This is a genomic window from Cryobacterium sp. TMB1-7 (genome assembly GCF_004402435.1).
In the GTDB taxonomy this organism is placed as follows: Bacteria; Actinomycetota; Actinomycetes; order Actinomycetales; family Microbacteriaceae; genus Cryobacterium; species Cryobacterium zongtaii.
On record NZ_SOFZ01000023.1, the window covers coordinates 63,506 to 88,320 of the forward strand.

General features: G+C 69.1%; 23 protein-coding genes. 10 read left to right on the plus strand and 13 right to left on the minus strand.

What is annotated here, in order from left to right:
* Positions 1-117: 117 nt before the first annotated feature.
* The 12 genes from E3O60_RS10555 to E3O60_RS10615 form a co-directional block, all read right to left on the minus strand.
* A complete protein-coding gene (locus E3O60_RS10555; RefSeq protein ID WP_088457563.1) occupies positions 118-693 on the minus strand; it encodes a nitroreductase family protein in 576 nt (191 codons plus the stop codon).
* 122 nt (positions 694-815) lie between these two features.
* A complete protein-coding gene (locus tag E3O60_RS10560; RefSeq protein WP_088457562.1) occupies positions 816-2,519 on the minus strand; it encodes a long-chain-fatty-acid--CoA ligase in 1,704 nt (567 codons plus the stop codon).
* The gene (locus E3O60_RS10565; RefSeq protein ID WP_134498037.1) at positions 2,516-3,586 is read right to left on the minus strand and encodes a low specificity L-threonine aldolase; all 1,071 of its coding nucleotides are present in this window, start codon (positions 3,584-3,586) and stop codon (positions 2,516-2,518) included. The genes E3O60_RS10560 and E3O60_RS10565 overlap by 4 nt, the downstream gene beginning before the upstream one ends.
* 125 nt (positions 3,587-3,711) lie before the next feature.
* Positions 3,712-4,875 carry an ABC transporter permease gene (locus E3O60_RS10570; RefSeq protein WP_134498039.1) on the minus strand — a complete coding sequence of 388 codons (1,164 nt, stop codon included), beginning with the start codon at positions 4,873-4,875 and terminating at the stop codon, positions 3,712-3,714.
* On the minus strand, positions 4,872-5,756 hold the full coding sequence (locus E3O60_RS10575; protein ID WP_088457559.1) for an ABC transporter ATP-binding protein: 885 nt from the start codon (positions 5,754-5,756) through the stop codon (positions 4,872-4,874). The genes E3O60_RS10570 and E3O60_RS10575 overlap by 4 nt, the downstream gene beginning before the upstream one ends.
* Positions 5,757-5,862: 106 nt before the next feature.
* Positions 5,863-6,369, minus strand: a complete 507-nt coding sequence (locus E3O60_RS10580; protein ID WP_088457558.1) for a universal stress protein — start codon at positions 6,367-6,369, stop codon at positions 5,863-5,865.
* A gap of 594 nt (positions 6,370-6,963) precedes the next feature.
* The gene (locus E3O60_RS10590) at positions 6,964-8,004 is read right to left on the minus strand and encodes an LPXTG cell wall anchor domain-containing protein (protein ID WP_134408503.1); all 1,041 of its coding nucleotides are present in this window, start codon (positions 8,002-8,004) and stop codon (positions 6,964-6,966) included.
* A gap of 148 nt (positions 8,005-8,152) precedes the next feature.
* On the minus strand, positions 8,153-8,893 hold the full coding sequence (locus E3O60_RS10595; protein WP_088457556.1) for a response regulator transcription factor: 741 nt from the start codon (positions 8,891-8,893) through the stop codon (positions 8,153-8,155).
* Positions 8,890-10,296: a sensor histidine kinase gene (locus tag E3O60_RS10600; protein ID WP_088457555.1), complete on the minus strand. Its 1,407-nt coding sequence runs from the start codon at positions 10,294-10,296 to the stop codon at positions 8,890-8,892. The genes E3O60_RS10595 and E3O60_RS10600 overlap by 4 nt, the downstream gene beginning before the upstream one ends.
* A 34-nt stretch (positions 10,297-10,330) precedes the next feature.
* Positions 10,331-11,077: an SDR family NAD(P)-dependent oxidoreductase gene (locus E3O60_RS10605; protein WP_134408504.1), complete on the minus strand. Its 747-nt coding sequence runs from the start codon at positions 11,075-11,077 to the stop codon at positions 10,331-10,333.
* On the minus strand, positions 11,070-12,461 hold the full coding sequence (locus E3O60_RS10610) for a DUF6421 family protein (RefSeq protein ID WP_134498041.1): 1,392 nt from the start codon (positions 12,459-12,461) through the stop codon (positions 11,070-11,072). Before E3O60_RS10610 ends, E3O60_RS10605 begins: the two co-directional genes overlap by 8 nt.
* Positions 12,462-12,639: 178 nt before the next feature.
* Positions 12,640-13,233 carry a helix-turn-helix domain-containing protein gene (locus E3O60_RS10615; RefSeq protein WP_103461275.1) on the minus strand — a complete coding sequence of 198 codons (594 nt, stop codon included), beginning with the start codon at positions 13,231-13,233 and terminating at the stop codon, positions 12,640-12,642.
* A gap of 122 nt (positions 13,234-13,355) precedes the next feature.
* Here E3O60_RS10615 and E3O60_RS10620 point away from each other — a divergent pair, with 122 nt between their 5' ends.
* The 7 genes from E3O60_RS10620 to E3O60_RS10650 all read left to right on the plus strand — a co-directional run bounded on the left by E3O60_RS10620 (position 13,356) and on the right by E3O60_RS10650 (position 20,616).
* A complete protein-coding gene (locus E3O60_RS10620; RefSeq protein WP_133160304.1) occupies positions 13,356-13,604 on the plus strand; it encodes a hypothetical protein in 249 nt (82 codons plus the stop codon).
* 28 nt (positions 13,605-13,632) lie between these two features.
* Positions 13,633-14,394 carry a DNA alkylation repair protein gene (locus E3O60_RS10625; RefSeq protein WP_134408507.1) on the plus strand — a complete coding sequence of 254 codons (762 nt, stop codon included), beginning with the start codon at positions 13,633-13,635 and terminating at the stop codon, positions 14,392-14,394.
* A 115-nt stretch (positions 14,395-14,509) separates the two neighbouring features.
* Positions 14,510-15,685 carry an ROK family transcriptional regulator gene (locus E3O60_RS10630; protein ID WP_088457549.1) on the plus strand — a complete coding sequence of 392 codons (1,176 nt, stop codon included), beginning with the start codon at positions 14,510-14,512 and terminating at the stop codon, positions 15,683-15,685.
* Between the two features lie 69 nt (positions 15,686-15,754).
* Positions 15,755-17,107: an extracellular solute-binding protein gene (locus E3O60_RS10635; RefSeq protein WP_134408508.1), complete on the plus strand. Its 1,353-nt coding sequence runs from the start codon at positions 15,755-15,757 to the stop codon at positions 17,105-17,107.
* Between the two features lie 49 nt (positions 17,108-17,156).
* Positions 17,157-18,101: a carbohydrate ABC transporter permease gene (locus E3O60_RS10640; protein ID WP_088457547.1), complete on the plus strand. Its 945-nt coding sequence runs from the start codon at positions 17,157-17,159 to the stop codon at positions 18,099-18,101.
* Complete coding sequence (locus E3O60_RS10645; RefSeq protein ID WP_088457546.1) at positions 18,098-19,036, plus strand: carbohydrate ABC transporter permease; 939 nt, start codon at positions 18,098-18,100, stop codon at positions 19,034-19,036. Before E3O60_RS10640 ends, E3O60_RS10645 begins: the two co-directional genes overlap by 4 nt.
* On the plus strand, positions 19,033-20,616 hold the full coding sequence (locus tag E3O60_RS10650) for a glycoside hydrolase family 3 protein (protein ID WP_134498043.1): 1,584 nt from the start codon (positions 19,033-19,035) through the stop codon (positions 20,614-20,616). Before E3O60_RS10645 ends, E3O60_RS10650 begins: the two co-directional genes overlap by 4 nt.
* Here E3O60_RS10650 and E3O60_RS10655 read toward each other — a convergent pair.
* Entirely contained in the window at positions 20,613-21,575 is a 963-nt protein-coding gene (locus E3O60_RS10655) for an ROK family protein (protein WP_088457544.1), read from the minus strand. The genes E3O60_RS10650 and E3O60_RS10655 overlap by 4 nt on opposite strands.
* A 227-nt stretch (positions 21,576-21,802) precedes the next feature.
* On the opposite strand from E3O60_RS10655, the gene E3O60_RS10660 reads away from it, so the two are divergent.
* The 3 genes from E3O60_RS10660 (at position 21,803) to E3O60_RS10670 (ending at position 24,807) form a co-directional block, all read left to right on the plus strand.
* On the plus strand, positions 21,803-23,440 hold the full coding sequence (locus E3O60_RS10660) for a peptide chain release factor 3 (RefSeq protein WP_241980076.1): 1,638 nt from the start codon (positions 21,803-21,805) through the stop codon (positions 23,438-23,440).
* A 93-nt stretch (positions 23,441-23,533) separates the two neighbouring features.
* Positions 23,534-23,710 carry a DUF1059 domain-containing protein gene (locus E3O60_RS10665; RefSeq protein WP_088457543.1) on the plus strand — a complete coding sequence of 59 codons (177 nt, stop codon included), beginning with the start codon at positions 23,534-23,536 and terminating at the stop codon, positions 23,708-23,710.
* 35 nt (positions 23,711-23,745) lie between these two features.
* Positions 23,746-24,807 carry an EAL domain-containing protein gene (locus E3O60_RS10670; protein WP_255455314.1) on the plus strand — a complete coding sequence of 354 codons (1,062 nt, stop codon included), beginning with the start codon at positions 23,746-23,748 and terminating at the stop codon, positions 24,805-24,807.
* The last annotated feature ends 8 nt before the right edge of the window (positions 24,808-24,815 follow it).

The window sequence follows — 24,815 nt, forward strand, 5'->3', positions numbered from 1 at the left end:
CTCACATCCCCCGTTGTGCGGCGTCGAGGCCCGCGAGTTGCGGCAGACCCCTTCGGCGGACTCGAGGGGAACTCTGCGGCAATTCGGCGGATGGTGCGCCGCCCGAAACGGCGGCTGTTAGTCGTTGACCAGCAGGATCTCGGTCAGCGGCTTGCGGGTGCGCGGCGCGATCTCTCGTTCGAGCAGTTCGGGGCTGAGCGCCTCGGCGTCGCCGAGCACACCCAGCACGGTCACGGTGACGGCGTCCTGGTTCTCCTTGAGACGGAACGCACTGGCCAGCGCCTTGCGGTCGATACCGCCCAGCTGGTGGCTGAACAGTCCCTCGTGCTGGGCCTGGATGGTGAGGTGAGCGACGGCCTGGCCGAGGTCGTACTGCGCCCAGGGGTTGTCACCCTCGGCGATGTTGAGGATCAGCACCGACGCCTTGTCGGCCCAGGCCTGGTTGAAGCCCATCAGGTTCGCGTGGATCTTGGCGAAGCTCTCGGAACCGCGGCGGGCGACGATGAACCGGGCCGGCTGGTTGTTGTTGCCGGATGGCGCCCAGCGGGCGGCCTCGAGCACCGTGGTGAGGGTGTCCTCGTCGATGACGGCGGTCGGGTCGAATCCCCGCGGGCTCCAGCGCTCGGCCATCGCGGGGAGGATCGGTGCCGTCGTATCGGCGGCGCGGCTGTGGGTGTCGGTGATGAGGGTCATGATGCCCGGCTTTCTCTGGTGCGTGTCTGTCGATTGGTGCGGGGCATCATCGTCCCAATCTGGTCAACGCGGTGCGGGCGCGGTTATTCCATGCGCCCGCATATTTGACCGGATGCCGTCGGTCAGGCGGTGTGCTCCGCCGCTTCGAGGTTGTCGCGCACCTTGCGGCGCAGCACCTTGCCGATCAGCGACCGGGGTAGGTCGTCGACCTCGACGATACGGCGGGGCACCTTGTAGGCAGAGATGCGGGTGCGGCAGTACTCCCGCAAACCGGCCACGTCGAGGGTGGCGCCGGCGATCAGCACCACGGCGGCCACGACATCCTCGCCGCCGTGCTCGCTCTTGAGGCCGACCACAGCGGCGTCGGCGATGTCGGGGTGCGAGAGCAGGGCGGCCTCCACCTCGGAGGGCGAAACGTTGAAGCCGCCGGTGATGATCAGTTCCTTGATGCGGTCCACGATGGTGACGAAGCCGTCCGGCGACACCGTGACGATGTCACCGGTGCGCAACCAGCCATCCGCCAGCAGGGTCTGGGCGGTTTCGGTGGGGCGGTCCCAGTAACCGGAGAACACCTGCGGGCCACGGATGAGCAGCTCGCCTTCTTCGTCGAAGCCGCGGTCGACCGCGGGGTTCGCGGGGTCGACGACCCGGATCTCGGTGCTCGGGAACGGGACGCCCACGGTGCCGTTGCGCCGGCTCTCGCCCATCGGGTTGCCCACCGCGATCGGCGAACACTCGGTCATGCCGTACCCCTCGACGAGTACGCCGCCGGTGGCCTCCTCCCACAGCTGGACAGTGGACTGGGGCAGGCTCATCGCCCCGGAAATGGCGTACTTGGTGCCGCGAAGGCTGACCTTCTGCGCGTTGGCGGCCGTCACGAGCTTCTCGTAGATCGGGGGCACCGCGGGCAGGAAGGTGGGTGGGGTGCGTTTGACCGCGTTGAGCACCAGGCCCACGTCGAACTTGGGGAACAGCACCAGCCGGGCGCCGATCGACATCGCGACGGTGAGGCAGAGGGTGAGGCCGTAGGCGTGGAACATCGGCAGGACGCCGTAGAAGACCTCGTTGCCGCGCTCGAGCCCGGGCACCCAGGCTTCGCTCTGCTGGGCGTTGGCCTGCAGGTTGAAGTGGGTGAGGATGGCGCCCTTGGGCGAGCCGGTGGTGCCGCTGGTGTACTGCAGCACGGCGGTGTCGCCGAGCAGCGGGCGCGGATGCGCGGTGCGCAGCCGGCGGGAACCCACCAGGGCGCTCCACTCGATGGCGTCCTTGAGCGGCTGGGCCACGGTGAGGGCGGCGCGGGCGGTGCGGGACTTGGGGATCGGCAGGCGCAGGGCCAGCCGGGTGGTCAGCGGCATCGACTTGGTGACGTCGACGGCCACGACGGTGTGCAGACCCATGTCGCGGGGGAAGCCGCGCACCGTGGTGTAAACCTTGTCCCAGACGATGGCGACGCTGGCGCCGTGGTCCTCGAACTGGTGGCGCAGCTCACGTTCGGTGTAGAGCGGGTTGTGCTCCACCACGATCGCGCCGAGCCGCAGCACGGCGTAGAACGCGACGATATGCTGCGGGCAGTTCGGCAGCACCAGGGCCACCCTGTCGCCGGGCTTGACGCCGAGCCGGCGCAGGCCGTTGGCCACGCGAGAGATCTCATCGCCCAGCTGCCCGTAGGTCATGGTGCCGCCGAAGAAGTCCAGCGCCACCTTGTCGGCGAACCGGCGGGTGGAGCCCTCGATCATGTCGATGAGGGTCTCGGTGGGATCAGTGATCGTGTTGGGCACGCCCGCGGCGTATGAGCTCAACCAGGGCTTGTTCGTGAAGACGTTCATGCGCTGATCAGTTCCTTCTTCAGGGCGGCGACAAAATCGTCGACGTCGTCGGGGGTGGTGTCGAAGCCGCACATCCAGCGCACCTCGCCGGTGGCCGGGTTCCAGTCGTAGAACCTGTAGAACTCGCGCACCTTGTCGGCCACGCCGGCGGGCAGCACGGCGAAGATCGCGTTGGCCTGGGTGGGCTGGCTGAACGAGAGTCCGGTCACCGAGCCATTCGCCAGGCCCTCTTCGAGCGCGCCGCGCAGGCGTGCGGCCATGGCGTTGGCGTGGTCGGCGTTCCGCAGCCACAGGTCGCCGTCGAGCAGGGCGATCAGCTGGGCCGAGATGAAGCGCATCTTCGAGGACAGCTGCATGTTGAGCTTCCGCAGGTACTTGAGCCCGGTGGATGAGGTGGGGTTGAGCACCACAATGCACTCGCCGAGCATCATGCCGTTCTTGGTGCCGCCGAAGCTGAGCACGTCGACACCGGCGTCGCTGGTGAACTCCCGGAACGGCACCCCGAGGGCGGCCGCGGCGTTGGAGATGCGGGCGCCGTCCATGTGCAGCAGCATGCCATTGGCGTGCGCGTGGTCGGCGATGGCGCGCACCTCTGCGGGCGTGTACACGGTGCCGAGCTCGGTGGTCTGGGTGATCGACACCACGAGCGGCTGGGCGCGGTGCTCGTCTCCCCAGCCCCAGGCCTCCTGGTCGATCAGGGCGGGAGTGAGCTTGCCGTCCGGCGTCTCGATCGGCAGCAGCTTGAGGCCGCCGACCCGCTCGGGAGCACCGCCCTCGTCGGTGTTGATGTGCGCGGTGCTCGCGCAGATCACCGCTCCCCAGCGCGGCAGCATCGACTGCAGCCCGGTGACGTTGGCGCCGGTGCCGTTGAACACCGGGAACGCCTCGACGCCGTCACCGAAGTGCCGCGCGAAAACGCGCTGCAGTTCGGCCGTGTAGACGTCGTCGCCGTAGGCGATCTGATGGGCGCCGTTGGCCCGCACGATGGCGTCGAGAATTTCCGGGTGGATGCCCGAATAGTTGTCGGACGCGAAACCGCGGGAGAGCAGGTCATGGAGGGAGGTCACCCCTCCATCTTGGCGTAAACCTGGGTGGCGAATCTGTGCGTCTGCTCCGGGGTGTCGCACGGATTGTGTGCCTGCACAACGTGTCAACACCCCGGGTCAGGCCCGGATTCGCGCTTTCGCGCCGATCAGCCGCGCAGGGCCTGCTTGATGGTGACGCGGCCGCCCATCCGCAGCAGCGAATTGCGGTAGATGCGCGAGCCCAGGATGATCACTCCGGCCGTGGTCACGGCGAGGATGATCAGCGCCAGCACCGGCTCCCACCACTCGGCCGAGCCCAGGAAAATGCGCACGGGCATCCCGACCGGTGCGGAGAACGGGACGTAGGACATGATGGCCATCACGAGCGGGTTGTCGTTGAAGAAGATCACCAGGAAATAGGGGATCATCACGAGGTACGTCACCGGTGCGGTGGTCGAGCCCACGTCTTCCTGGCGGGACACCATCGACGCCGTCGCCGCGAACAGGGCGGCGATCATCACGAAGCCGAAGGCGAAGAACACCGCGAACCAGCCGATGGCCGGACCCAGGTCGGCCAGCAGCACCCGTTGGCCGGTGACCGCCATGCCGATGCCCACGAGCAGGGCGATGGCCACGATCTGACCCAGCGCCATGATCGAGTTGCCCACCACCTTGCCCGCCAGCAGGGCGCGCACGGGGATAGCGGACATCAGGATCTCGACGACCCGGGTCTGCTTCTCTTCGACCACGCTCTGCGCGATGGTGGAGCCGAAGGTCAGCGCCGACATGAAGAACACCAGGCCGAAGCCGAGCGCCACGATGTAGACGAGGAAGCCGCCCTGCTCGGCCGGGTCGAGCAGTTCGACGGCGGGGGCGACGCTGAGCGCATTCATGACCGCGCTCGGCGGTGAATCCAGGGCGATCACGCTGACGCCGAGCAGGGAGTCGTCAGGCACCACGGCGGCTTCGACGGTGCCGTCGCGCACCAGGGCCTCCGCCTCTGCGACGCCGTCGGCGGAGACCATGGTGAGACCGGCGGCCTCGCTGACCACGGATCCGGCCGAGCCGACCACGGCCACCGAGGTCGTGGACGGGTTGGCGCTCATGATGCCGCCGGCGACGACGGAGCCGACCGCGATCAGCAGCAGGATGCCGGTGGAGATGAGGAAGGCCTTGCTGCGCAGGCGCGAGACGATCTCGCGGGTGGCGACCAGCCAGACGCTGGCCCAGAAATTGGGCGCGGGGGGTGTGGTGCGGGCTGCGGCGCTCTGGCGGGGTTCTGTTCCGGTGCCAGTGCCAGTGCCAGTGGCCGGTTCGGTGTCGGTGCTCATCGCACGACCTCCTTGAAGATGGTGGAGAGGGAGGGCCGGAGGTGGCCGAAGGAGTGCACGGCGCCGCGGGTGAGGGCCTCGCGGAGGACCTGCTGGCTGGCGGCGTCGGAGTCGGCTTCGAAGACGGCTTCGCCGCCGTCGAAGTCGATCACGGTGATGCCGGCGACCCCGCGGATCCAGCCGGCGTCGGCATCTGTGTGGATTTCGAACCTGGGGGTGCTGAACTGCTCGCGTAGGCGTTCGCGGGACCCGTTGGCGCGGATTTCGCCGGCGGCGATGATCACGAGGTCGTCGCAGAGCCGTTCGACGAGGTCGAGCTGGTGCGAGGAGAACAGCACGGGGGCGCCGGCGGCGGCACGCTCCTTGAGTACCGTGAGAACCACCTCGACGGCGATGGGGTCGAGGCCGGAGAACGGTTCGTCGAGGACCAGGAACTCGGGGTCGTGCACGAGCGCTGCGGCGATCTGGGCGCGCTGCTGGTTGCCCAGCGACAGGGCCTCGACGAGATCGTTGGCGCGCTCGCCGAGGCCGAGCCGCTCGAGCAGGTCGTTGGCGTTGCGCTTGGCGGCGCTGGTGCTCATGCCGTGCAGCCGCGCCAGGTAGACCAGCTGTTCGGCGACCTTCATCTTGGGGTAGAGGCCGCGTTCCTCCGGCATGTAGCCGAACCGGCGCCGGTCACCGGCGGTGAGCGCGACGCCGTCGAGCAGCACGCTGCCGGAGTCCGGCGAGAGCACCCCCAGAATGATGCGCATCGACGTGGTCTTGCCGGCACCGTTGGCGCCGACGAAGCCGGTCATGCGGCCAGCGCCCACACTGAAGCTCACATCGGTGAGCACCTGGTGGGTGCCGTAATGCTTGTTGATGTCCCTGATCTCGAGCATGTCTGCCCTTTCGTTGCGTACCGTCAACGCTAGGGATGCGGGGCCGTGGCCGCATCCGCCTGCGGGGTGAGTGCCTGCCTCCGCCCACAGGGTGAGGCGCTCGGCCCTACTCTTCGTCCCAGGGTAGTTCGGTGCCGAAGGGAATCGGGTTGAGCGGGATGATGATGACCGGACGTTGCTGGCCGTGGGCGAGGCGCACGGCCACCGATCCGGTGAAGAAGGACCGGAGCGTGTGCCGCACGGTGGGTTCGCGGGACCCGACGACGATCATCATGGCCCGCACGGTGCCGGCGAGATGGCCGAGCGCCCTAGCGGGCTCGCCGGCGAGGGCCCGGGTCGACCAGCCGACCCCGCGGCCGGCCAGCACCCGTTCGATCTGGGCGCGCAGGCCGGGGTCGAACTCGGCGGCCGCCTGCTCAAACGAGTCCGGGTCGAAGGAGGCGCTCGTCATGCTGCCGTCTGGCAGCTCCTCGAGCATGAAGCGACTCGGGTCCACCGAGGCGCAGATCAGCTCGGCACCGAATTGGGCGGCGAATTCCGATGCGGCCAGGAGCACGGCATCTGGCTGGCCCGCCGTGACACCGACGACAACGGGCGGGTGTGTGCGCACCATGGCTGCTCCTTCGCGACGCAGGACTCCGGCGCCGTTCCCCCGGTGCCGGGCTCTGCCTCGACCCTAGCGGGGATACCCGGCTCAGAACGGCGGCGGGTCCTCGGACGCGGGCTGGGTTCGAACCGGCGCCGGCGCCGGCTGCGGATCAAGCGGAACCGTCCCGGACGCCGAGCGCCTGATACGGGATTGGCGCTGGTGCCGAGGCCGTTGGCGTGGCCGCCGAGTTGCTGGGGCCGGGCGGGCGGCTGTCGTAGCTGGTGGTGTCGAAGCTGGTGGGGTCGGTGTGGGTGGGGTCGGTGTTGGCGGAGGCTGAGGTGTAGGTCTTGGCAGGTTTGGTCGCGGGCGTCGAGGTAGCGGCGCATGTCGGCGGGCGCGGGGTGGGACGGCCGCATCGGTGCCGGCCGCGTCGGCCCCGGGCGCCGCGGTGTCGGTGTCGGAAGTGGTGGCGAGGTGGCTGAGCCGGTCGCAGATCGCCTGAGCGTCTTCGGCTTTGAGGTAGGTGTTCAGCCACGCCCGCCTGTGGAGGAGGGGCACCGGCAGGACATGACACAGGGGCGCGGCCGACTGGCCGCGCCCCTTCGCTGGTTGTGCTGGTTAGGCGGTCACGCGACGGCGACGCACGACCAGTACGGCACCGAGCATGAGGAGCACCGCCGCGGCTGTCAGCGGACCGGTCACTGAGGCGCCGGTCTCGGCAAGAGCGGTGCCGGTGCGCACGGTAGCAACTGCAGACGGGGCAACGTTCAGCGCCACGGCCTGGGTCAGACCTGAGGTCTGTCCGGTGATCACCAGGGTGTGTGTACCGGCAGGGAGGGAGCGCAGCAGCGCGGCGCTCAGCGGGATCTGCACGGCACCGTCGACAACCGCAAAGCTGCCCACCAGCGTCGGCTGTGAGTACACGTAGACGTCGACGTAAGAGTCGCTCATTTCCATCCACGTGATGTTCGCCGTGTAGGCGTTTGTCGGGTTGAGCGCGCCTGCCGGCAGTCCAGCCGACGTCTGCGGCTCAACTGTCACATTCGCAGCTGTCAGGTACTGGCTCAGCACGGCAGAATCGGGCGCCACCGCGGCCGGCTTCTGGGGTTGGGTCACCGTTGCCTCCATGAATTCGCGCACAGTCGTTGAGGTGAAGCCGTCGAGCGACCCAGTGACAGCCAGACCCATCGAGCCGTTGGCCTCGGCCGAAGTCAGGGTGTAGCTGATCGACGTGGCGCCTTCGACCTCACCGCCGTAGTAACCGAAACCGACGGTCCACTGGTACGTGAAGGTGGTTCCTGCCGGCCAGCCGGTCGTGGTGCCCGTGAGGGTGTTTCCCACGATCGGTTCGCCGGAGACCGTGACGGTGCCGGCCGCAAGAGCGGGGAGCTCAGGAGCTGCGGGCGCTGGAGTGGGAGAGGACGTCGGAACGTCGGAGGGCGACGGGGAGGGCGTGGCCTCGTCGGACGGTGCGGGCGTCGGCTCGACCTCGGGGGCGACGGCCTCTTCAGAGGGGACAGGTGAGGCCGTTGCGGCAGCCGGCTGAATCTCTTCTGCCTGGGCGGGGCTGGCGACCAGGGTCATTCCCCCGATGAGGGCCAGGCCGAGGCCGAACGCTGCCGTGCGGTTCGTCCAACTCTGTGTGGTTCGTGTGGTCACGGTTCGGGCCTCATTCAGTTCAGGATTGGAAAGCGGATCGCGCGGCAGGAGCTGCAAAGCTCGACCGCCTTCATACGCTACGGGCGCGCAACGAATCCGGGCCCCGACGCCGAGGATTTGCCCCCGGACTGGGGGTGAGTCAGGCGCGTCAGTGCGGGTTGGTGCTCTGCCGCTGCGCCGCCCCCGGCACGACGATGCCGTGTTCGTAGGCGTAAACCACGGCCTGGATACGGTCGCGTAAATCCAGTTTCTGCAGCACCTTCGAGACGTGGGTCTTCACCGTGGCCTCGCCCAGGTACAGCCGGGCGGCGATCTCGGCGTTGGCCAGGCCCAGCGCGATCAGCTCGAAAACCTCCCGCTCCCGGTCGGTGAGCATGCCCACCGCCTTCGGCTCCGGCCGGTGCGCGCCCTGCGCGAGCGCGACATCCGGTGCGGCGGCAAGCGAGGAGTTGGAGAAGGCGCCGGCGAAGCGGGCGATCACCCGACGGGTGATTTCGGGGGAGAGCAGGGCGTCGCCGCGGGCGAGCACCTGCACCGCCTCGACGAGGGACTCCGGCGAGGCATTCTTGAGCAGGAACCCGCTGGCGCCGTGCTGCAGGGCGGCGAACAGGTAGTCCTCCCTGTCGAAGGTGGTGAGCACGAGTACCGCGGCGCGGCTGGTCGGGTCTGCCACGATCGCGCGGGTGGCGGTGAGCCCGTCCATGCCCGGCATCTGCACGTCCATGCAGACCACGTCGGGCCGCAAGGCGCCGGCCTGGCGAATCGCGGCGGCGCCGTCCACGGCCTCGCCGACCACCACGATGCCCGGCTCGGACTCGAGGATGATGCGGAATCCGGCCCGCACCAGGGCCTGGTCGTCAACGAGGAGCACCCGGATCGGCACGCTCATTCGACGGTCTCCACGGTCTGGGGCGCCCGCATTTCGGCGGGCGGCACGGAGAGGGGCGGCTCGGTGGCCACAGCCGGACCGGTGAGCGGAACGCGGGCGCGCACCAGATAGCCGCCGCGCGGCCGGTTCGCCAGCTCGAGGGTGCCGCCGACGGCCGCGACGCGCTCGCGCATGCCCTGCTGGCCGAGACCGCCGGGGGCGCTCCGCTCGGCGGCGGGGTTGGCCGGGGCGCGCACGCCGCGACCGGTGTCGGTCGCCTCCAGCTCCACGGCATCCGTCTCGTACCGCAGGCGCAGGTCGGCCGTCGCACCGGAACCGGCGTGCTTGCGGGTGTTGGTCAGGGCCTCCTGGGCGATTCGGTAGAGGCTGAGACCGATGGTGCCGGGTACCGGGCGGGGCTCGCCGATCACCTGGAGCCGCACGGGCAACCCGGCGTCGGTGTTCTCCTGGGCGAGTTCGGCGAGCTGGTCGACACCGCGGGTGCTGGTGCTCTGGTGGGCGGGCTGCGCACCGTCGGCGTCATCGGCACGCAGAGCGCCGAGCATGGTGTTCAGTTCGTCCACAGCGGTGCGGGCGCTCTCCTCGATAACCGTGATCGCGCGCACGGCCGCGGCTGGGTCGCGGTCCAGGATGCGCCGGGCCGCGCCGGCCTGCACGCCCATCAACGACACGTGGTGGGCGACCACGTCGTGGAGCTCCCGGGCGATGCGCACCCGTTCGAGACTGACGGCCTGGGCCGCGGTGCGCTCCCGTTCGGTGGCGAGCTCACGGGTGAGACCCTCGAGCGCCGCCGAGCGCCGGGCCGCGTGCCAGGCGGCGCCGCCGAAGTAGTATGCCGCCCAGAAGTAGACCAGGTTGAGCAGCACCTGCAGCAGTCCGTAGGCGGCATAGGGGGAGAAGAACCCGTCCCTGGACAGTTCGGGGATGACGGTGGCCTGGTTGGCGGTCTCCAAGAGGCTCCAGAACAGCCAGATGAACATGCCCGCGATGATGCCCAGCCGCGTCCACCGGGCGATCGTGCGGTGGTGGCTCCACGCGCCCACCGAGTAGATGGCCACATAGAGGCAGATGTTGGAGAAGAGGCCGTCGGTGATGCCCATGCTGGCGGACACGGCGAAGACCAGGGAGACGAGCAGTGCCACGGCCTCCGGCCAGCGGCGGCGGGCCGCCAGCGGCAGAGCGATGAGGGCCACCCAGATCACTACCTGCCACCACGGCGCATCGCCCATGAGCCCGGTGCCGAGGCTCAGCGAGATGCTCAGGGCGGTGCCGCCGGCCAGCGCCAGCGCCACCCAGGCATCCACCCGGTACGCGGAGCGGGGGCCGCGCGGCCGCCGCCATCCGTCGGCCAGCGGGTCGGCCAGCAGGTCGGTGACCGGTTCGGTGCGGGCTTCGGCAGTCATGCCCCCACGCTAGCGCCGACGCGTCGCGGGCGAATCAGCCCCCAGGGGGAGGTTCGATGGTTGCGCCGGCCGGGGCTGCCGGTCCGGGGGTGAGGATGCGGCGGGTGTTGTTCAGGGACGCGGCGGGCCAGTCCCAGAGGGCCACGACCTCGGCGGCCAGCCGGGGCTCGAGTCCGTCGAGGGCGCGCACGGCGAAGACCACGGCCGCGGCGGTGTCGCCGGCCTTGGCGAAGCCGTGGCCCACAGCCCGGGTCCAGGTCTCGGCGGCGGCCTTGGCGCTGGCGTAGTTGGCGCCGCCGGGGGTGGGCGCATCCACCGACACCGACGACACGATCGCCAGCCGGCCGGTGAACGAGGCCAGCAGATCGGCGTTGAACGCGCGAGTGGTGTTGCGCAGCGTCTGCACGACGCGTTGGTGCAAAAAGTCCCAGTCCTCGTCGGTCTGACCGTCGAGCCCGCCGCCGCCACGCCAGCCGCCCACCAGGTGCACGAGCCCGTCGACGGGTCCGTGTTCGGTGTGCACGGTGGCGGCGAGGGCGGTCACCGCCGCAAAATCGGTCAGGTCAGCGACGTAGACGGAGGCTTGAGGCGCCACCTCGAGCACCCGCGCCAGCCGTTCCTCGTTGGAGCCCACGGCCAGCACCCGGGCCCCGGCACCCGCCAGGGCGGCCGCGACGGCCACCCCGGCGGTGCTGGTGGCCCCGGCGATCAGCACGGTGTGCCCGGCAGCCCCCGGCTGGCCGGGATCGCCGGACGGGTCGACCAGCGTGAGCCTACGCATCCGCCGTGATGCCCCTGGTCGACTCGATGACGGGTTTCATCTTCTTGTCGAGCGCCTCGAAGAACATCGAGAGCGGGAACTCGTCGTCAAGGACGAGGTCGGTGTACCCCTTCGGCGCGCCGGCGAGCACCTCGAGCGGCAGCCCACGAGCCCACGCCGACGCCGGGTTGGGCGTGAGCGTCTTCGTCAGCATCTCGTAGGCGGCCAGCCAGTGCGCCTTCTTCGGCCGGTCGATCGACGCCCAGTAGAGCTCGTCGATCTGGGCGCCGAGCGCGATGACCACATCGGGCACCGCCTCCCAGTCGAAGGAGAGCGCCGTGTCGGTCCAGTGCAGCACGTGGTGCTGGTGCAGCCAGGCGAACAGCAGCTGGCCGCCGAGGCCGTCATAGTTGCGCACCCGGCTGCCGGTGATCGAGAACCTGAAGATACGGTCGAAAATGACCGCGTACTGCACCAGCTTCGCGTGCCGGCGGGCCTCGGGGCTGGCGGCCTCGTCCCGTTCGATCTTCACCGACTCGCGGAACGCCGTGAGATCGCAGCGCAGTTCCTCGAGTGAATAGAGGAAGAACGGCATCCGCTGCTTGATCATGAACGGGTCGAAGGGCAGGTCGCCGCGCATGTGGGTGCGGTCGTGGATGAGGTCCCACATCACGAAGGTCTCTTCGGTGAGGTGCTGGTCGTCGAGCAGCGCCTCGGCCTCGGCGGGCAGCTCCAGCCTGGTGATCTCGGCCGCGGCGCGCACCACCCTGCGGAACCTCGCGGCCTCCCGGTCGGCGAAGATGGCCCCCCAGGTGAACGTGGGGATCTGCCGCATCGCCACGGTCTCGGGGAAGAGCACCGCCGAGTTGGTGTCGTACCCGGCCGTGAAGTCGAGAAAGCGGATGGGCACGAACAGCTTGTTGGTGTACTCGGTCTCGAGCTCGGCCACGAACTCCGGCCAGAGCACCTCGATGAGCACCGCCTCGACGAGCCGGTTGGGGCTGCCGTTCTGGGTGTACATCGGAAACACCACCAGGTGCCGAATGCCGTCCTCCCGGTGCTGCTGCGGCTGGAAGGCCAGCAGCGAGTCGTAGAAGTCGGGCACGCCGAAGCCGCCGGCCGCCCAGCGGTCGAAGTCGACCACAACGGCGGCCAGGTAGGCGGCATCGTGCGGGAACTGCGGCGCCAACTCGGTGACCGCGCCGGTGATCTCGGCGACGGACGCCTGCGCATCCGCGTGGGCGCCGGCCTCGGGGATCGAACCGTCCTGGGCCTGCACGGTCTGCAGGGCGGCGGCGGCGGTCTTGAGCCGCAGCCAGGCGGGCGAGCCGGTCAGGTCGGCGACCAGGGTGTCCTCGAGAACCTCGGGCTCACCGACCAGTGCATCTGCAATGTAATTCGACATGGGAACCTCCCGTCCTCGTGAGTGCCGCGGGTGCGACGTGCGTGCGGCGCACTGAACTGGAATGCTCCGGTGTGCGCCGCCCCCAGCGTAACCGGGGGTTGACGGCATTTTCATGCGAGCCTCCGCAGCGAATCGCCGTCTTGGCCCGGTTTGGCGCGTGATTGCACCGACCGAACGGTTAGCTCGACGTCGCCGATGTCGACCGGGCGCGCAGGTGGATGCGTTCGCCCTGCTTGCCGAACATGGAGAGGATCTCCACCGAATCGGTGCCGGTGGAGCCGAACCAATGGGGATTGCGGGTGTCGAACTCCGCCGCCTCACCCGTGCCCAGGACCACATCGTGCTCGCCGAGGATCAGCCGAAGGCGACCGGAGAGCACGTAGATCCACTCGTACCCGGTGTGGGTGCGGGGTGCGGGCTCCCGATCGGTGGCGGGGATGACGATCTTGAAGGCCTGGGGCTCACCCTGGTGCTGTGAGAGGGGCGTGAGGGTGCGGCCGTCCGCCCGCGTGGACCGCTGCGGTACTCGCGGGTCCTGCACCCTGGGCGGGCTGACGATCTCCTCGAACGGCACCGCCAGAGCGGCCACGATGGGCAACAGGAGCTCGAGATTGGGCTTTCTCTGCCCGGACTCGAGCCTGGACAGCGTGCTCTTGGAGATCCCGGTTGCGGTGGCGAGTTCGGCCAGCGTGACGTTCTTCTTTTCGCGGGCGCGGCGCAGGCGCGGTGCGATCTGACTCAGCTCGTCGTTGATCCGGGGAGTGCTGCTCATGCGGACAGCTAAGCAGCGTGTCCCACTTTTGGCAACGATAGTCTCAGGAATTTCGCGACGGCCGCACTGTAGGGGGACGAGGTCGTGATCATCGGCCGCTCATCTCTCGAAAGGAAGACCCAGTGTCACTACCCCCAGCTCCCCGCGGAAGTGCCGCACCCCCGTCTGTGCACGTGCGGGCCGTGATCACCTGGATCGCCATCTTCCCGTTGGTGACGCTCGGATTCTTCGCGATTGCCCCGTTCGCCACCGACTGGAATCCGGTTCTGCGCGCCTTTGTGCTCTCGGTGGTCGTGGTGCCGGTCGCCGTGTACCTTGTGGTGCCCCAGCTGATGCGCGCCTACGGCGCGATCCGCACCACGCGGCGCTGATCGGCCGCCCAGGCGCTAGCCTGCTGCCATGACGGATGCCGGGCGCGTTTCGGGCAGTGCCACCGCGGCCGAGGTGCGGGCGGCGCTCGCCGCGATCGCCGATCCGGAGCGCGCCACCGGGGCCGCCCGGTACTTCCAGACCGGGCAAGGGCAGTACGCCGAGGGTGATGTGTTCATCGGCGTCACCGTGCCGCAGACCCGAGCGGTGGTCACACGGTTCGCCACCCTGCCGCCGCACGAGATCGACCTGCTCCTGGCCGGCCCGGTGCACGAGCACCGACTCGCCGCCCTGCTGATCCTGGTGGCGCAATTCGCCCGGGCAAGCGCCCCGCGCACCCGTGACGACCCCCGGCGCCGGGTTCTCGCCGAGTTCTATCTCGCGCAGCTGCGAGCCGGCCGGGTGAACAATTGGGACCTGGTGGACTCCTCCGCGCCGGGGCTGCTCGGCGAGTACCTGTTCGACCGGCCGCGCGGGCTGCTGGCTGAGCTCGCCGCCAGCGAGGTGCTCTGGCAACGGCGGGTGGCGGTGATCGCCACCTCGGCGTTCATCCGGCGCGGCGACGCCACCACCACCCTCGACTTGGCCGCGCGGCTGCTGGGTGATCCCGAGCCGCTGATGCACAAGGCCGTGGGCTGGATGCTGCGCGAGGTCGGCGCCCGCGTCGACCGGGACCTGCTGCTCCGCTTCCTCGACCTGCACGCGGGCCGCATGCCCCGCACCATGCTCAGCTACGCCATCGAGCACCTCGGCTCCGAGCTTCGCGCGCACTATCGTGGCCTGCCCCGCTGAGCGCGGGGGGCATCCAGGCGGCGGATAGCATCGCCGCGTTACGACTTGGTAACCAACCCAACCAATAGTTTGTTCTCCCTTGCGCGCATTTCGTTCGTAAGGTTTACTAACAAACATGACAGCAACCGGCGCCCCGCGGACGATCCAGGACCGAGCCCTCCGCCCCACCGCGAAGGTCTTGCCCGAGCACATCCGCCTGAACAACCGCACCCTGGTGCTGCAAACGCTGTACCGCGCCGGCCTGCAAAGCCGCGCTGACTTGGCCCGGGAAACCGGCCTGACCCGGGTGACGGTCTCCGACCTGATCAGCGAGCTGATGGGGGAGAACCTCGTCATCGAACTGGGCCAGCGCCAGGAACCGCGTCCAGGCAAGCCCGCCACCCTGCTCGACATCAACCGGTCCGCGTTTCAGATCGTCTCACTCGACCTCTCCGGTCACACCCGGTTGCGCGGCGCGGTGCTCAGTCTTGACGGTGCGGTGCTGTCCAGCTCGGGACTCGACCTGGCCGGCGCCCGCGGCGAGGCCGCCTACGACACTGTCGCCGAGCTGCTCGCCCAGGTCATCGCCGCGGCCACCGCCCCGATCCTCGGTGTCGGAATCGGGTCTCCGGGCATCGTGGACCGGGCGGGAGTCGTGCGCAACGCGCCCAACCTCGGCTGGCGTGACCAGCCGCTCCAGGCCCGGCTCCAGGAGCTGACCGGTCTGCCCGTTCGGGTGGTCAACGACGCCAACGCCGCCGTGCTCGCCGAACACAGCTTCGGCGGCGCCGACCACGATCTGCTCCTGGTCAAAGTGGGCCACGGTGTCGGCGCCGGGCTGCTGATCGGCGGTCGCGCAATCTTCGGTGAGCGCTTCGCCGCCGGTGAGATCGGCCACGTCGTGGTCGGCACCGACGACGGCCCGCTGTGCGCCTGCGGCAAGTCCGGCTGCCTCGAGGCCTGGCTCTCCGTACCGCGGCTGACCGCGGCGATCCATGACGCCACCGCCGCGGCGGCTACCCCGGCGGATGCCGAGCGCGCCACCTCCGACATCCTCACCGAGGCGGGCCGCCGGCTCGGCATCATCCTCGCCCCCGTCGTCGGTGCCCTCAACCTGCTCGAGATCGTGTTGAGCGGGCCCCCCGAACTTCTCGACGGCGCCCTCTCCGCGGCCACCGTCGAGACCCTCCGGTCGAGGACCATGGCCACCGAAACCGGCGATCTCACCCTGCGGATGACCGCGCAGGGGGAGGACATCGTTCTGCGCGGCGCGGCCGTCATGGTTCTCTCCGCACAACTCGGCGTTTCCTAGCCGACGGATTTCCCCTGCACCAACGATGTGGCGCCCGCCAACGTCGGCAATCCACGAAAGGAATATCTCATGAAGAGAAAGCTCGCATCTCTCGCCGCGCTGGCCACTGCGTCCGCGCTCGTGCTGGCGGGATGTTCGTCCGCCACCGATGAAGGCACCGACGCCTCCACCGACAACGGCGACAAGACCATCACCCTCTGGCTCGCCGGCGGCGACACCCCCGATGAACTGCGCGACTACCTGAAGTCCGAATTCACCGCACAGACCGGCGCCACCCTGAACATCCAGCAGCAGGACTGGGGTGACCTGGTCACCAAGCTGACGACCTCACTGCCGGACGCCAACAACACCCCGGATGTCACCGAGCTGGGCAACACCCAGTCGTCGACCTTCACCAACGTGGGTGCGTTCCTCGACATCTCCGACATGTACGAGGAGCTCGGCGGCGCCAACCTGCTGCAGTCCTTCGTCGACGCCGGCATGGTGGGCGACAAGAACTACGCCCTGCCCTACTACTTCGGCTCCCGCGCCGTATTCACCCGCGCCGACGTCTGGGCGGCAGCCGGAGTCGAGCAGCCCACCACCCTCGAGGAGTTCAACGCCGGCGTCGCCGCGATCAACGCCGCCAACCCGCTGAACATCCCCGACTTCTCCGGCTTCTACCTCGGCGGTCAGGACTGGCGCAACGGCATCTCCTGGATCTTCGCCAACGACGGCGAACTCGCCACCGTCAAGGACGGCACCTGGACCTCGACGCTGGCCTCGGAGAACACCCTGACCGGCCTCGCCCAGCTGCAGGAGCTGTACAAGTCAGCCTCCAATGCGCCCAACGACGCCAAGGACTCCAACCAGTACATCTACCTGAACGACAGCGACGAGATCAAGGATGCCGAGGGCGCCGTCACGTCGAACACCTCACTGTCCGCCGCCACGATCATGGCCCCCACCTGGGCGCACTGGTCGATCGGAACTCTCGGCACCGACGCCGACGGCAAGGCCACCCGCACCTGGGATGACACCAAGAACGCGGTCTTCGCCCTGCCAGGCAACGACGGCAAGCCCGCCCCGGTCTTCGCCGGCGGATCCAACATCGGCATCTCTGCGACGAGCAAGAACCCCGAGCTGGCCAAGAGCCTCCTCAGGATCATCTACTCGGAGGAGTACCAGATGATGCTCGGCCAGAACGGCCTCGGCCCGGCGAACAGCGACTACGTGGACTCGCTCGGCGACGACCAGTTTGCCCAGGCGCTGATCGCCTCGGCCTCGAACTCGAAGCTCACCCCGGCAGCGCCCGGCTGGGCCACGGTCGAAGGCTCCCTCGTGATGGAAGAGTTCTTCAGCAAGATCGAGGGCTCCACCGACCTGAAGGCACTCGCCACGGAATACGACGACAAGCTCACCCCGATGCTGAACGGCGAATAGCCGGCAGCCTGTCGAACCAGACGAATCGAACAACGAAAGGAGGGTCGGCGTGACCACGCAGAACCTCGTGCTCGGCCAGGCCGATCCGCCGCGGCCGGCCAGGCCCCGAAAAAGGGGCAGATCAACGCCGTACCTGCTGGTCATCCCGGCCTGCGCCATCCTGATCCTGGCGCTCGGCTATCCGCTGGTCTGGCAGTTCATCACCTCGATGCAGAGGTTCGGACTCTCCCAGCAGTTCGGCCAACCCCCGGAATTCGTCTGGTTCGACAACTACGTGACCCTGTTCACGGACCCGTACATGTGGACCGTGGTGGCTCGGTCGCTGGCCTTCTGCCTGGTCACCGCCGCGGTCACCATGGCCATCGGCACCCTGATGGCGCTGCTGATGAACGCCGTGCACACCAGCGTGCGCATCACCCTGCAGATCTCGTTGCTGCTGGCCTGGGCGATGCCCGTCGTCGCGGCGATGACGGTCTGGAACTGGCTCATCGACTGGCGCCGGGGGGTGCTGAACTCGGTTCTGACCGGTATGGGCCTGGACTTCCAGAACCACAACTGGCTGGCCAACCCGCTGTCGTTCTTTTTCGTGGCGATGGTCATCGTGGTCTGGATGAGCGTGCCGTTCGTGGCGTTCTCCATCTACGCCGGCCTCACCCAGGTGTCCACAGAGGTGCTCGAGGCCGCCCAGCTGGACGGCGCCACGCTGGCCCAGCGGCTCCGGTACATCATCGTGCCGATCATCCGGCCGGTGCTCGCGATCATCCTGCTGCTGCAGGTGATCTGGGACCTGCGGGTGTTCACCCAGATCCGCCTGCTGCAGGACGTCGGGTCGATCGCCTCGGAGACCAATCTGCTCGGCACCTACATCTACCAACTCGGCGTCGGCTCCAGCGACTTCGCGATGGCCAGCGCCGTCTCGATCTTCGTGCTCGTGCTGACCGTGGCCCTGAGCTGGTTCTACGTACGCAGCATGCTCAAGGAGGACGAATCATGACCTCGACGGTCCAATCCACCGGCGCATCCGCCCCGCCGGCCGGCTCGCGGCCCCGGCCCGACCTCCCGCCGACCGGCCGGAAGGGCGGCGGCGGCAACCGGCGCATCCGCCCTGGCCGGATCGCGCTGGGCGTGATCGGCATCGTGGTCTCCCTGATCTGGGTGTTCCCGGTCTATTGGATGCTCAACTCGTCGCTGCTGCCCAACGTGGTGCTGCAGAGCACCACCCCGACCTGGCTCCCGTTCGGCGGCTCCCTCGACAACTTCGTCGCGGTCTTTTCGGGCGGCACCTTCCTGCCCGCCCTGGGCATGAGCACGGCCATCGCCCTCATCACCGTGGTGTTCTGCCTGCTCTTCGCTTTCCTCGGGGCATTGGCGATCAGCCGGTTCAGATTCCGCGGGCGCAAGGCGTTCGTCCTGGCCGTGCTGCTGATCCAGATGCTCCCAGCCGAGGGGCTCTTCATCGCTCAGTACAAGCTGATGGGCAGCCTGAACATGCTCAATTCGATCGTGGGCGTGAGCATCATCTACATCGCCGCGGTCGTGCCCTTCACGATCTGGATGCTGCGCGGCTTCGTCGCCGGCGTCCCCGCCGACCTCGAGGAGGCGGGCATGATCGACGGCCTGAGCCGCACCCAGGCGTTCATGCGCATCACCTTCCCCCTCCTCGCCCCCGGCCTGGTGGCCTCGGGCGTCTACGCGTTCCTGCAGGCCTGGAACGAGTTCACCGTGGCCCTGGTGCTGTTGCAGGACAACTCCAGCCAGACGCTTCCGCTCTGGCTGCGCGGCTTCATCCAGGCCAGCGCAAGCCGGGCCACCGACTGGGGCCAGGTGATGGCGGCGTCCACCATGGTGGCCATTCCGGTGATCATCTTCTTCCTCTTCGTGCAGGGCAGAATGACCAGCGGACTGGTCAGCGGGGCGGTCAAGGGATGACCGGCGGCCACGGCGACGACTCCCCGGTGCGCAGGAACATCCGGGCGACCCTGATGCCGGGCTTCGTGGGCACCTTGCTGCCGGACTGGTTGCGCCTGCGCCTGCAGGACGGACTCGGAGCCGTGTGCCTGTTCGGGCAGAACATCGTCTCGATCGCCCAGCTGCGGGCGCTGACCGACTCGATCCGCGCCGCGAATCCGCTCGCGGTCATCGCGATCGACGAGGAGGGCGGCGACGTCACCCGGCTCTACTTCTCCTCGGGCTCGCCGTATCCGGGCAACGCCATCCTCGGCCGGATCGACGACCTCGGCTACACCGAGGAAGTCGGCCGGCAGGTCGGCTGGGAGCTGCGGAAGGCCGGCTGCACCCTCACCTTCGCGCCGGACACCGACGTCAACTCCAACCCCGACAACCCGGTGATCGGCGTGCGCAGTTTCGGCGTCGACCCGGTGCGGGTGGGCCTGCACTCCGCCGCCTGGGTGCGCGGGTTGCAGTCCACCGGGGTCGCCGCCTGCCCCAAGCATTTCCCGGGCCACGGTGACACCGCCCTCGACTCCCACCTGGCCATGCCCGTCGTCGACCTGCCGCCGTCGACCCTGCGCGAGCGGGAGCTGGTGCCCTTCAACGCCGCGATCACCGCCGGCGCGAAGACCATCATGACCTCGCACATCCTGCTGCCCCAAATCGATCCGGAGAACCCCGCAACACTCTCGACGCGGGTGCTCGGCGGCCTGCTGCGCACCGAACTGGGCTTCACCGGCGTCATCGTCAGCGACGCCCTGGATATGAAGGGTGCCAGCGGCATCCTGGGCATCCCGGGGGCCGCCGCCGCCGCCCTCGCCGCCGGCTGCGACCTGCTCTGCATCGGCACCGAGAACACCGCCGAGCAGCTCGACCAGATCGAGGCCGCCATCCTGGCCGCCGTCGACGCCGGAACCCTCACCGAGGCCCGTCTCGCCGAGGCGGCCGGCCGGGTGCACCGCCTCGCGGCCGGAATCCGCGACGACACCCTGGACATCCAGCTCCCGGCTGCCGCGCTGACGATGCCGGAACCCAGCTTCGATACCGGGCGGATCCGTGCCTCCTTCGCGATCAACGACCACGCGAAGCGGTGGCTCGCGGCGGTTCCGGAGACCTTCCCCGTGGTTCGCCTCGACACCGTCACGAACATCGCCGTGGGCTTGGCGCCCTGGGGGCCGTTCGCCGAGGCGGCCGCGCATCCGGAGTCGGACCTCGCGACCGTGTGGCTGGCCAGGCCTCTCCTCGCACGCAGCGCAGAGGACAGCGGGGCGCTGGAGCTCTCGGCCGACTCTGCCGTGGTCGTGATCGGCAAGGACAACCACCGGCATCCGTTCATTCGTGACCTGGTGGATACGCTGCGCGCCGACCGCCGTGATGTTCTCGTGGTCGACATGGGCTGGCCGTCGGACGACCTGCGCTACGCCGACATCGCCACCTTCGGTGCGTCGAGGCTGGCCGGGCGGGCGCTGCTGGAGCTGCTGGCGGCGGTGCCCCCGACCGCGGTGCCCCTGACCGCGGTGCCCCTGACCGCCGAGCCGGTGACCGCCGAGCCGGTCTAGCTCACCAGGTCGCGCGCCCGCAGCGCGCCGCCGAGCAGGCCGGCGTTCTCGCCGATCGACGCCGGTAGGATCACCGGACGCCGGTGGAAGCTGAGCAGGGCGCTCACCCTCTCACGCAGCGGCACGAACAGCTGGTCGCCCGCCTGCGCCAGGCCGCCCCCGATCACGATCGCTTCCGGGGCGAGGATCGCGGCCAGCTGGGCGATGCTCAGGGCGAGCGCATCCAGTGCCTCGCTCCAGATCAGCGCCGCCGCGGGGTCGCCGGTGCGGGCCAGGGCCAGAGCCTCGCGGGCCCCGCTCAACCGGATGCCGGTGACCTCTTCGTAGCGGCGCACTATCGCGCCGGCCGAGGCCACGGTCTCCAGGCAGCCCCGGGAGCCGCAGCCGCAGAGCGGACCGGACGGGTGCACTATCGAGTGGCCGATTTCGCCCGCGTAGCCGCCGCCGGTGTGCGCCCGGCCGTTGATGAACAGCGACCCGGCGATCCCGGTGCCGATGACCAACACCACCACGTTGCGATAGGGGCGGGCGGCGCCGAGCCTGAACTCGGCCTCACCGGCGGCCCGCACATCGTGCGAGAAAGTGGTGGGCAGGTGGATGAGTTCTTCGGTGAGTTGTTTGAAGGGCACGTTGGACCAGTGCAGGTTGGTGGAGAGCACGCCGATGCCCGCGTCGTCGTCGACGAGGCCGGGGGCGAGCAGGCCCACCGCCCGGGGCCGCACCGCGGGAAAATCCGCGGCGAACTGCAGCGTGAGCTCCTGCACCCGGGCGATCACCGAGAAGGCCGTGCGCTCGCCGTCCAGCGGTGTCGGCGTGCGGCTGAGTCCGAGCATCCGGCCGGAGGTGTCGAAGAGCGCGGCCTTGGTGTCGGTGCCGCCCACATCCACGGCGATCACCGGCTCGCCGGCGCCGAGCGGGAGGGCCTGGGCGAGAACCGAAGTGAGGGTCACGGCGGTCATGGCTGGGGCTCCTCAGCGGTCGGCGAGTGTCGCGGGGCAAGAAACCGGCCACGAGGGTGCTCATGCTGTATCAACTGCCTGTGAGGACATTGTCCCACGCGCCGACTCTGTTTGTAAAGGATGGTAACAATTAGCGGGGAGCGGGTGAACAGCCGCGCAGGTTAGGTTTGAAGGACGCGTGCGCGCAAGCGGCGCATTGACAGACATATAGAGGTAGGAACCGAGCAGTGGCTGAAGCAACCGTGACCCCGGGCACCGAGGTGTCCCCGAAAGAGGTCGAGGCTCAGGCCGTGCGCCGGCGTACCTTCGCCGTCATCTCGCACCCCGACGCGGGCAAGTCCACGCTCACCGAGGCGCTGCTGTTGCACGCGCGGGCCATCACCACCGCCGGCGCCACGCACGGCAAGGCCGGCCGGCGCGGCACCGTCTCCGACTGGATGACCATGGAACAGGAGCGTGGCATCTCGATCACCTCCGCCGCCATCCAGTTCGAGTACCGCGACAGCGTGATCAACCTCGTCGACACCCCCGGCCACGCCGACTTCTCCGAGGACACCTTCAGGGTGCTCTCCGCGGTGGATGCCGCCGTGATGCTCGTCGACGCCAGCAAGGGCCTCGAGGTGCAGACCATGAAGCTCTTCGAGGTCTGCAAGCAGCGGGGCCTGCCCGTCATCACCGTGATCAACAAGTGGGACCGGCCGGGCTCCGCCGCCCTCGACCTGATGGACGAGATCCGCACCCGCACCGGCCTGATCCCCACCCCGCTGACCTGGCCGGTGGGCATCGCGGGCGACTTCCGCGGTGTGATCGAGCGGGACAGCAGCGACTTCATCCGCTTCAACCGCACCGCCGGCGGCGCCACCCGCGCCGACTCCGAGCGCACCACCGCCGAAGAGGCCGCCGCAGTCGAGGGTGACGCCTGGGTCGCCGCCGCCGAGGAGTCCGAACTGCTCACCGAGGAAGGCCAGAACCACGACGAGGAACTGTTCCTCGACGGCGTGACCACCCCGGTGCTGTTCTCCGCCGCGGTGCTCAACTTCGGTGTGCAGCACATCCTGGACACCCTGGTGGACTTCGCCCCGCCTGCCGAGGCGCGCCTGGACGCCGACGGCGGCCACCGCCCGGTGACCAGCCCGTTCTCCGGCTTCGTGTTCAAGGTGCAGTCCGGCATGAACTCCTCGCACCGCGACTACGTCGCATTCGTGCGGGTCTGCTCCGGCCAGTTCCGCCGTGGCATGGTCGTCACCCACTCCGCCACCGGCCGGCCGTTCGCCACCAAGTACGCCCAGCAGCTGTTCGGCAAGGACCGCGAAGTGGCCGAGGAGGCCTGGCCCGGCGACATCGTCGGCCTGGTCAACGCCTCCGCTTTGCGGGTCGGCGACTCCATCCACGAGGGCAGCCCCGCGGTCACCTTCCCGCCGCTGCCGATGTTCGCCCCCGCGCACTTCCGCGCCGTGCGCCCCGCCGACACCAGTAAGCACAAGCAGTTCCGCCGCGGTATCGACCAGCTCGACCACGAGGGTGTCATCCAGGTGATGCGCTCGGACCTCCGCGGCGACCAGGCCCCGGTGCTCGGCGCCGTCGGCCCGATGCAGTTCGAGGTCGTCGAAGAGCGGATGTCGCACGACTTCGGCGCCGCCATCCGCAGCGACGTGCTGCCGTACCAGCTGGCCCGGCGCACCGACAAGGAAAGCGCGCTGATCCTGGGCCACGACCGCCAGGTGGAGGTGCTCCGCCGCAGCGACGGCACCTTGCTGGCCCTGTTCAGCACCCCGTGGCGGCTGCGCAACACCGTGCGCGACCACCCCGAGCTGTTGCTCGAGGACCTCGCCGGCGGCGGCCCCATCGACGAGGTGCGGTACTAGCCCAATCCGCACATCACGTCGCGCCGAACTACACTCGGAAGCCTCAGTGACCAGGGAATCGCCCCGGTGGCAGCAACGACAGGGGAAAACGTCATGAAGTCATTCGCGTGCGGAGATGTGGTGCCAGGGTGCACGGCGAGTTGGGTCAGTTCCACCGATGACGAAATTCTCGTTCTCGTCGCCCAGCACGCGAGCGCGGTGCACGGCATCAGCACCGTGAGCCCCGAGCTGGTCCAGAGCGTCACGGACCGGATCGTGGTCGTCTCCTGACGACACCGCTCCCCGCCACCGAGTGGGCCGCCCTGCTGGACGCTGTCAGCGCCGGAACGGGCGTAACGGCGGCGTTCCAGCCGATCGTGGACACCGCCCGCGGGATCGTGGTGGGGTTCGAGGGCCTGGCCCGCTTCGAGATGCCGGCGGGGATCAGCGTCGAGGACCTGTTTGCCCAGGCCCGCGCCGCGAACCGGTCCGCGGAGATCGAGGCGCGCTGTCTGCGGGTCATCCTCGCCGAGCGCGGCTCGGTGCCGACCAACTGCTTCATCACCGTGAACGTGTCACCGCACGTGCTCGGCCATGACGCGATCCGGCAGGTCTGGCGGGACCAGGCCGACCTCACCGGGGTGTTCGTCGAGCTCACCGAACAGTCCGCCATCGACTCCGCGGCCGACCTCGAGCCCGAGCTCGACGCCATCCGTGCTGCCGGCGGCCTGATCGCCGTTGACGACCTCGGCTCGGGCTACGCCGGTCTCAGCCGCCTGCTGGCGCTCAAACCCGCACTGATCAAACTCGACAGGGAACTCATCCAGGGCATCGACACCGACGAGGCGAAACGCGCGCTGGTCGAGATGATCGGCACCTTCGCCAACCGCATCGACTCCTGGGTGCTGGCCGAGGGCATCGAAACAGCGGCGGAGTACGACACCATCACCGCCCTCGGGGTGCCGCTCGCGCAGGGCTACTACCTCGCCCGGCCCGGTCCCGCCTGGCCCGACCTGGCCAGGCCGGTGGTGCCCAGTGCGGAGCGGCAGCCCGTTCCCGTCGTGCGCGATCTGCTCGACATCGCCCCCGGCGCGGAGTCGGTGGCCGCCGCAGCCCGGATCTTCACCGATCACGCGGAGGTGCGCACCGTGGTGCTCATCGACCACCATGGCCGGCCCGTCTCGGTTCTCGACAGTGAGAGCGCCCACCTCGGGGTCACGACCGGCGCCGTGCGGGTGAACCTGGACACCCCGGTTCGGGATGCCCTGCTGCGCGCGATCACCCGTGACAGCACGCATCGCTACGATCCCCTGATCGTCACCGACAACGCCGGCCGCTACGCCGGCATCGTGCGCCTGGAACGCCTCATCACCACCGCTGTTCGGTAGGCCGGTCA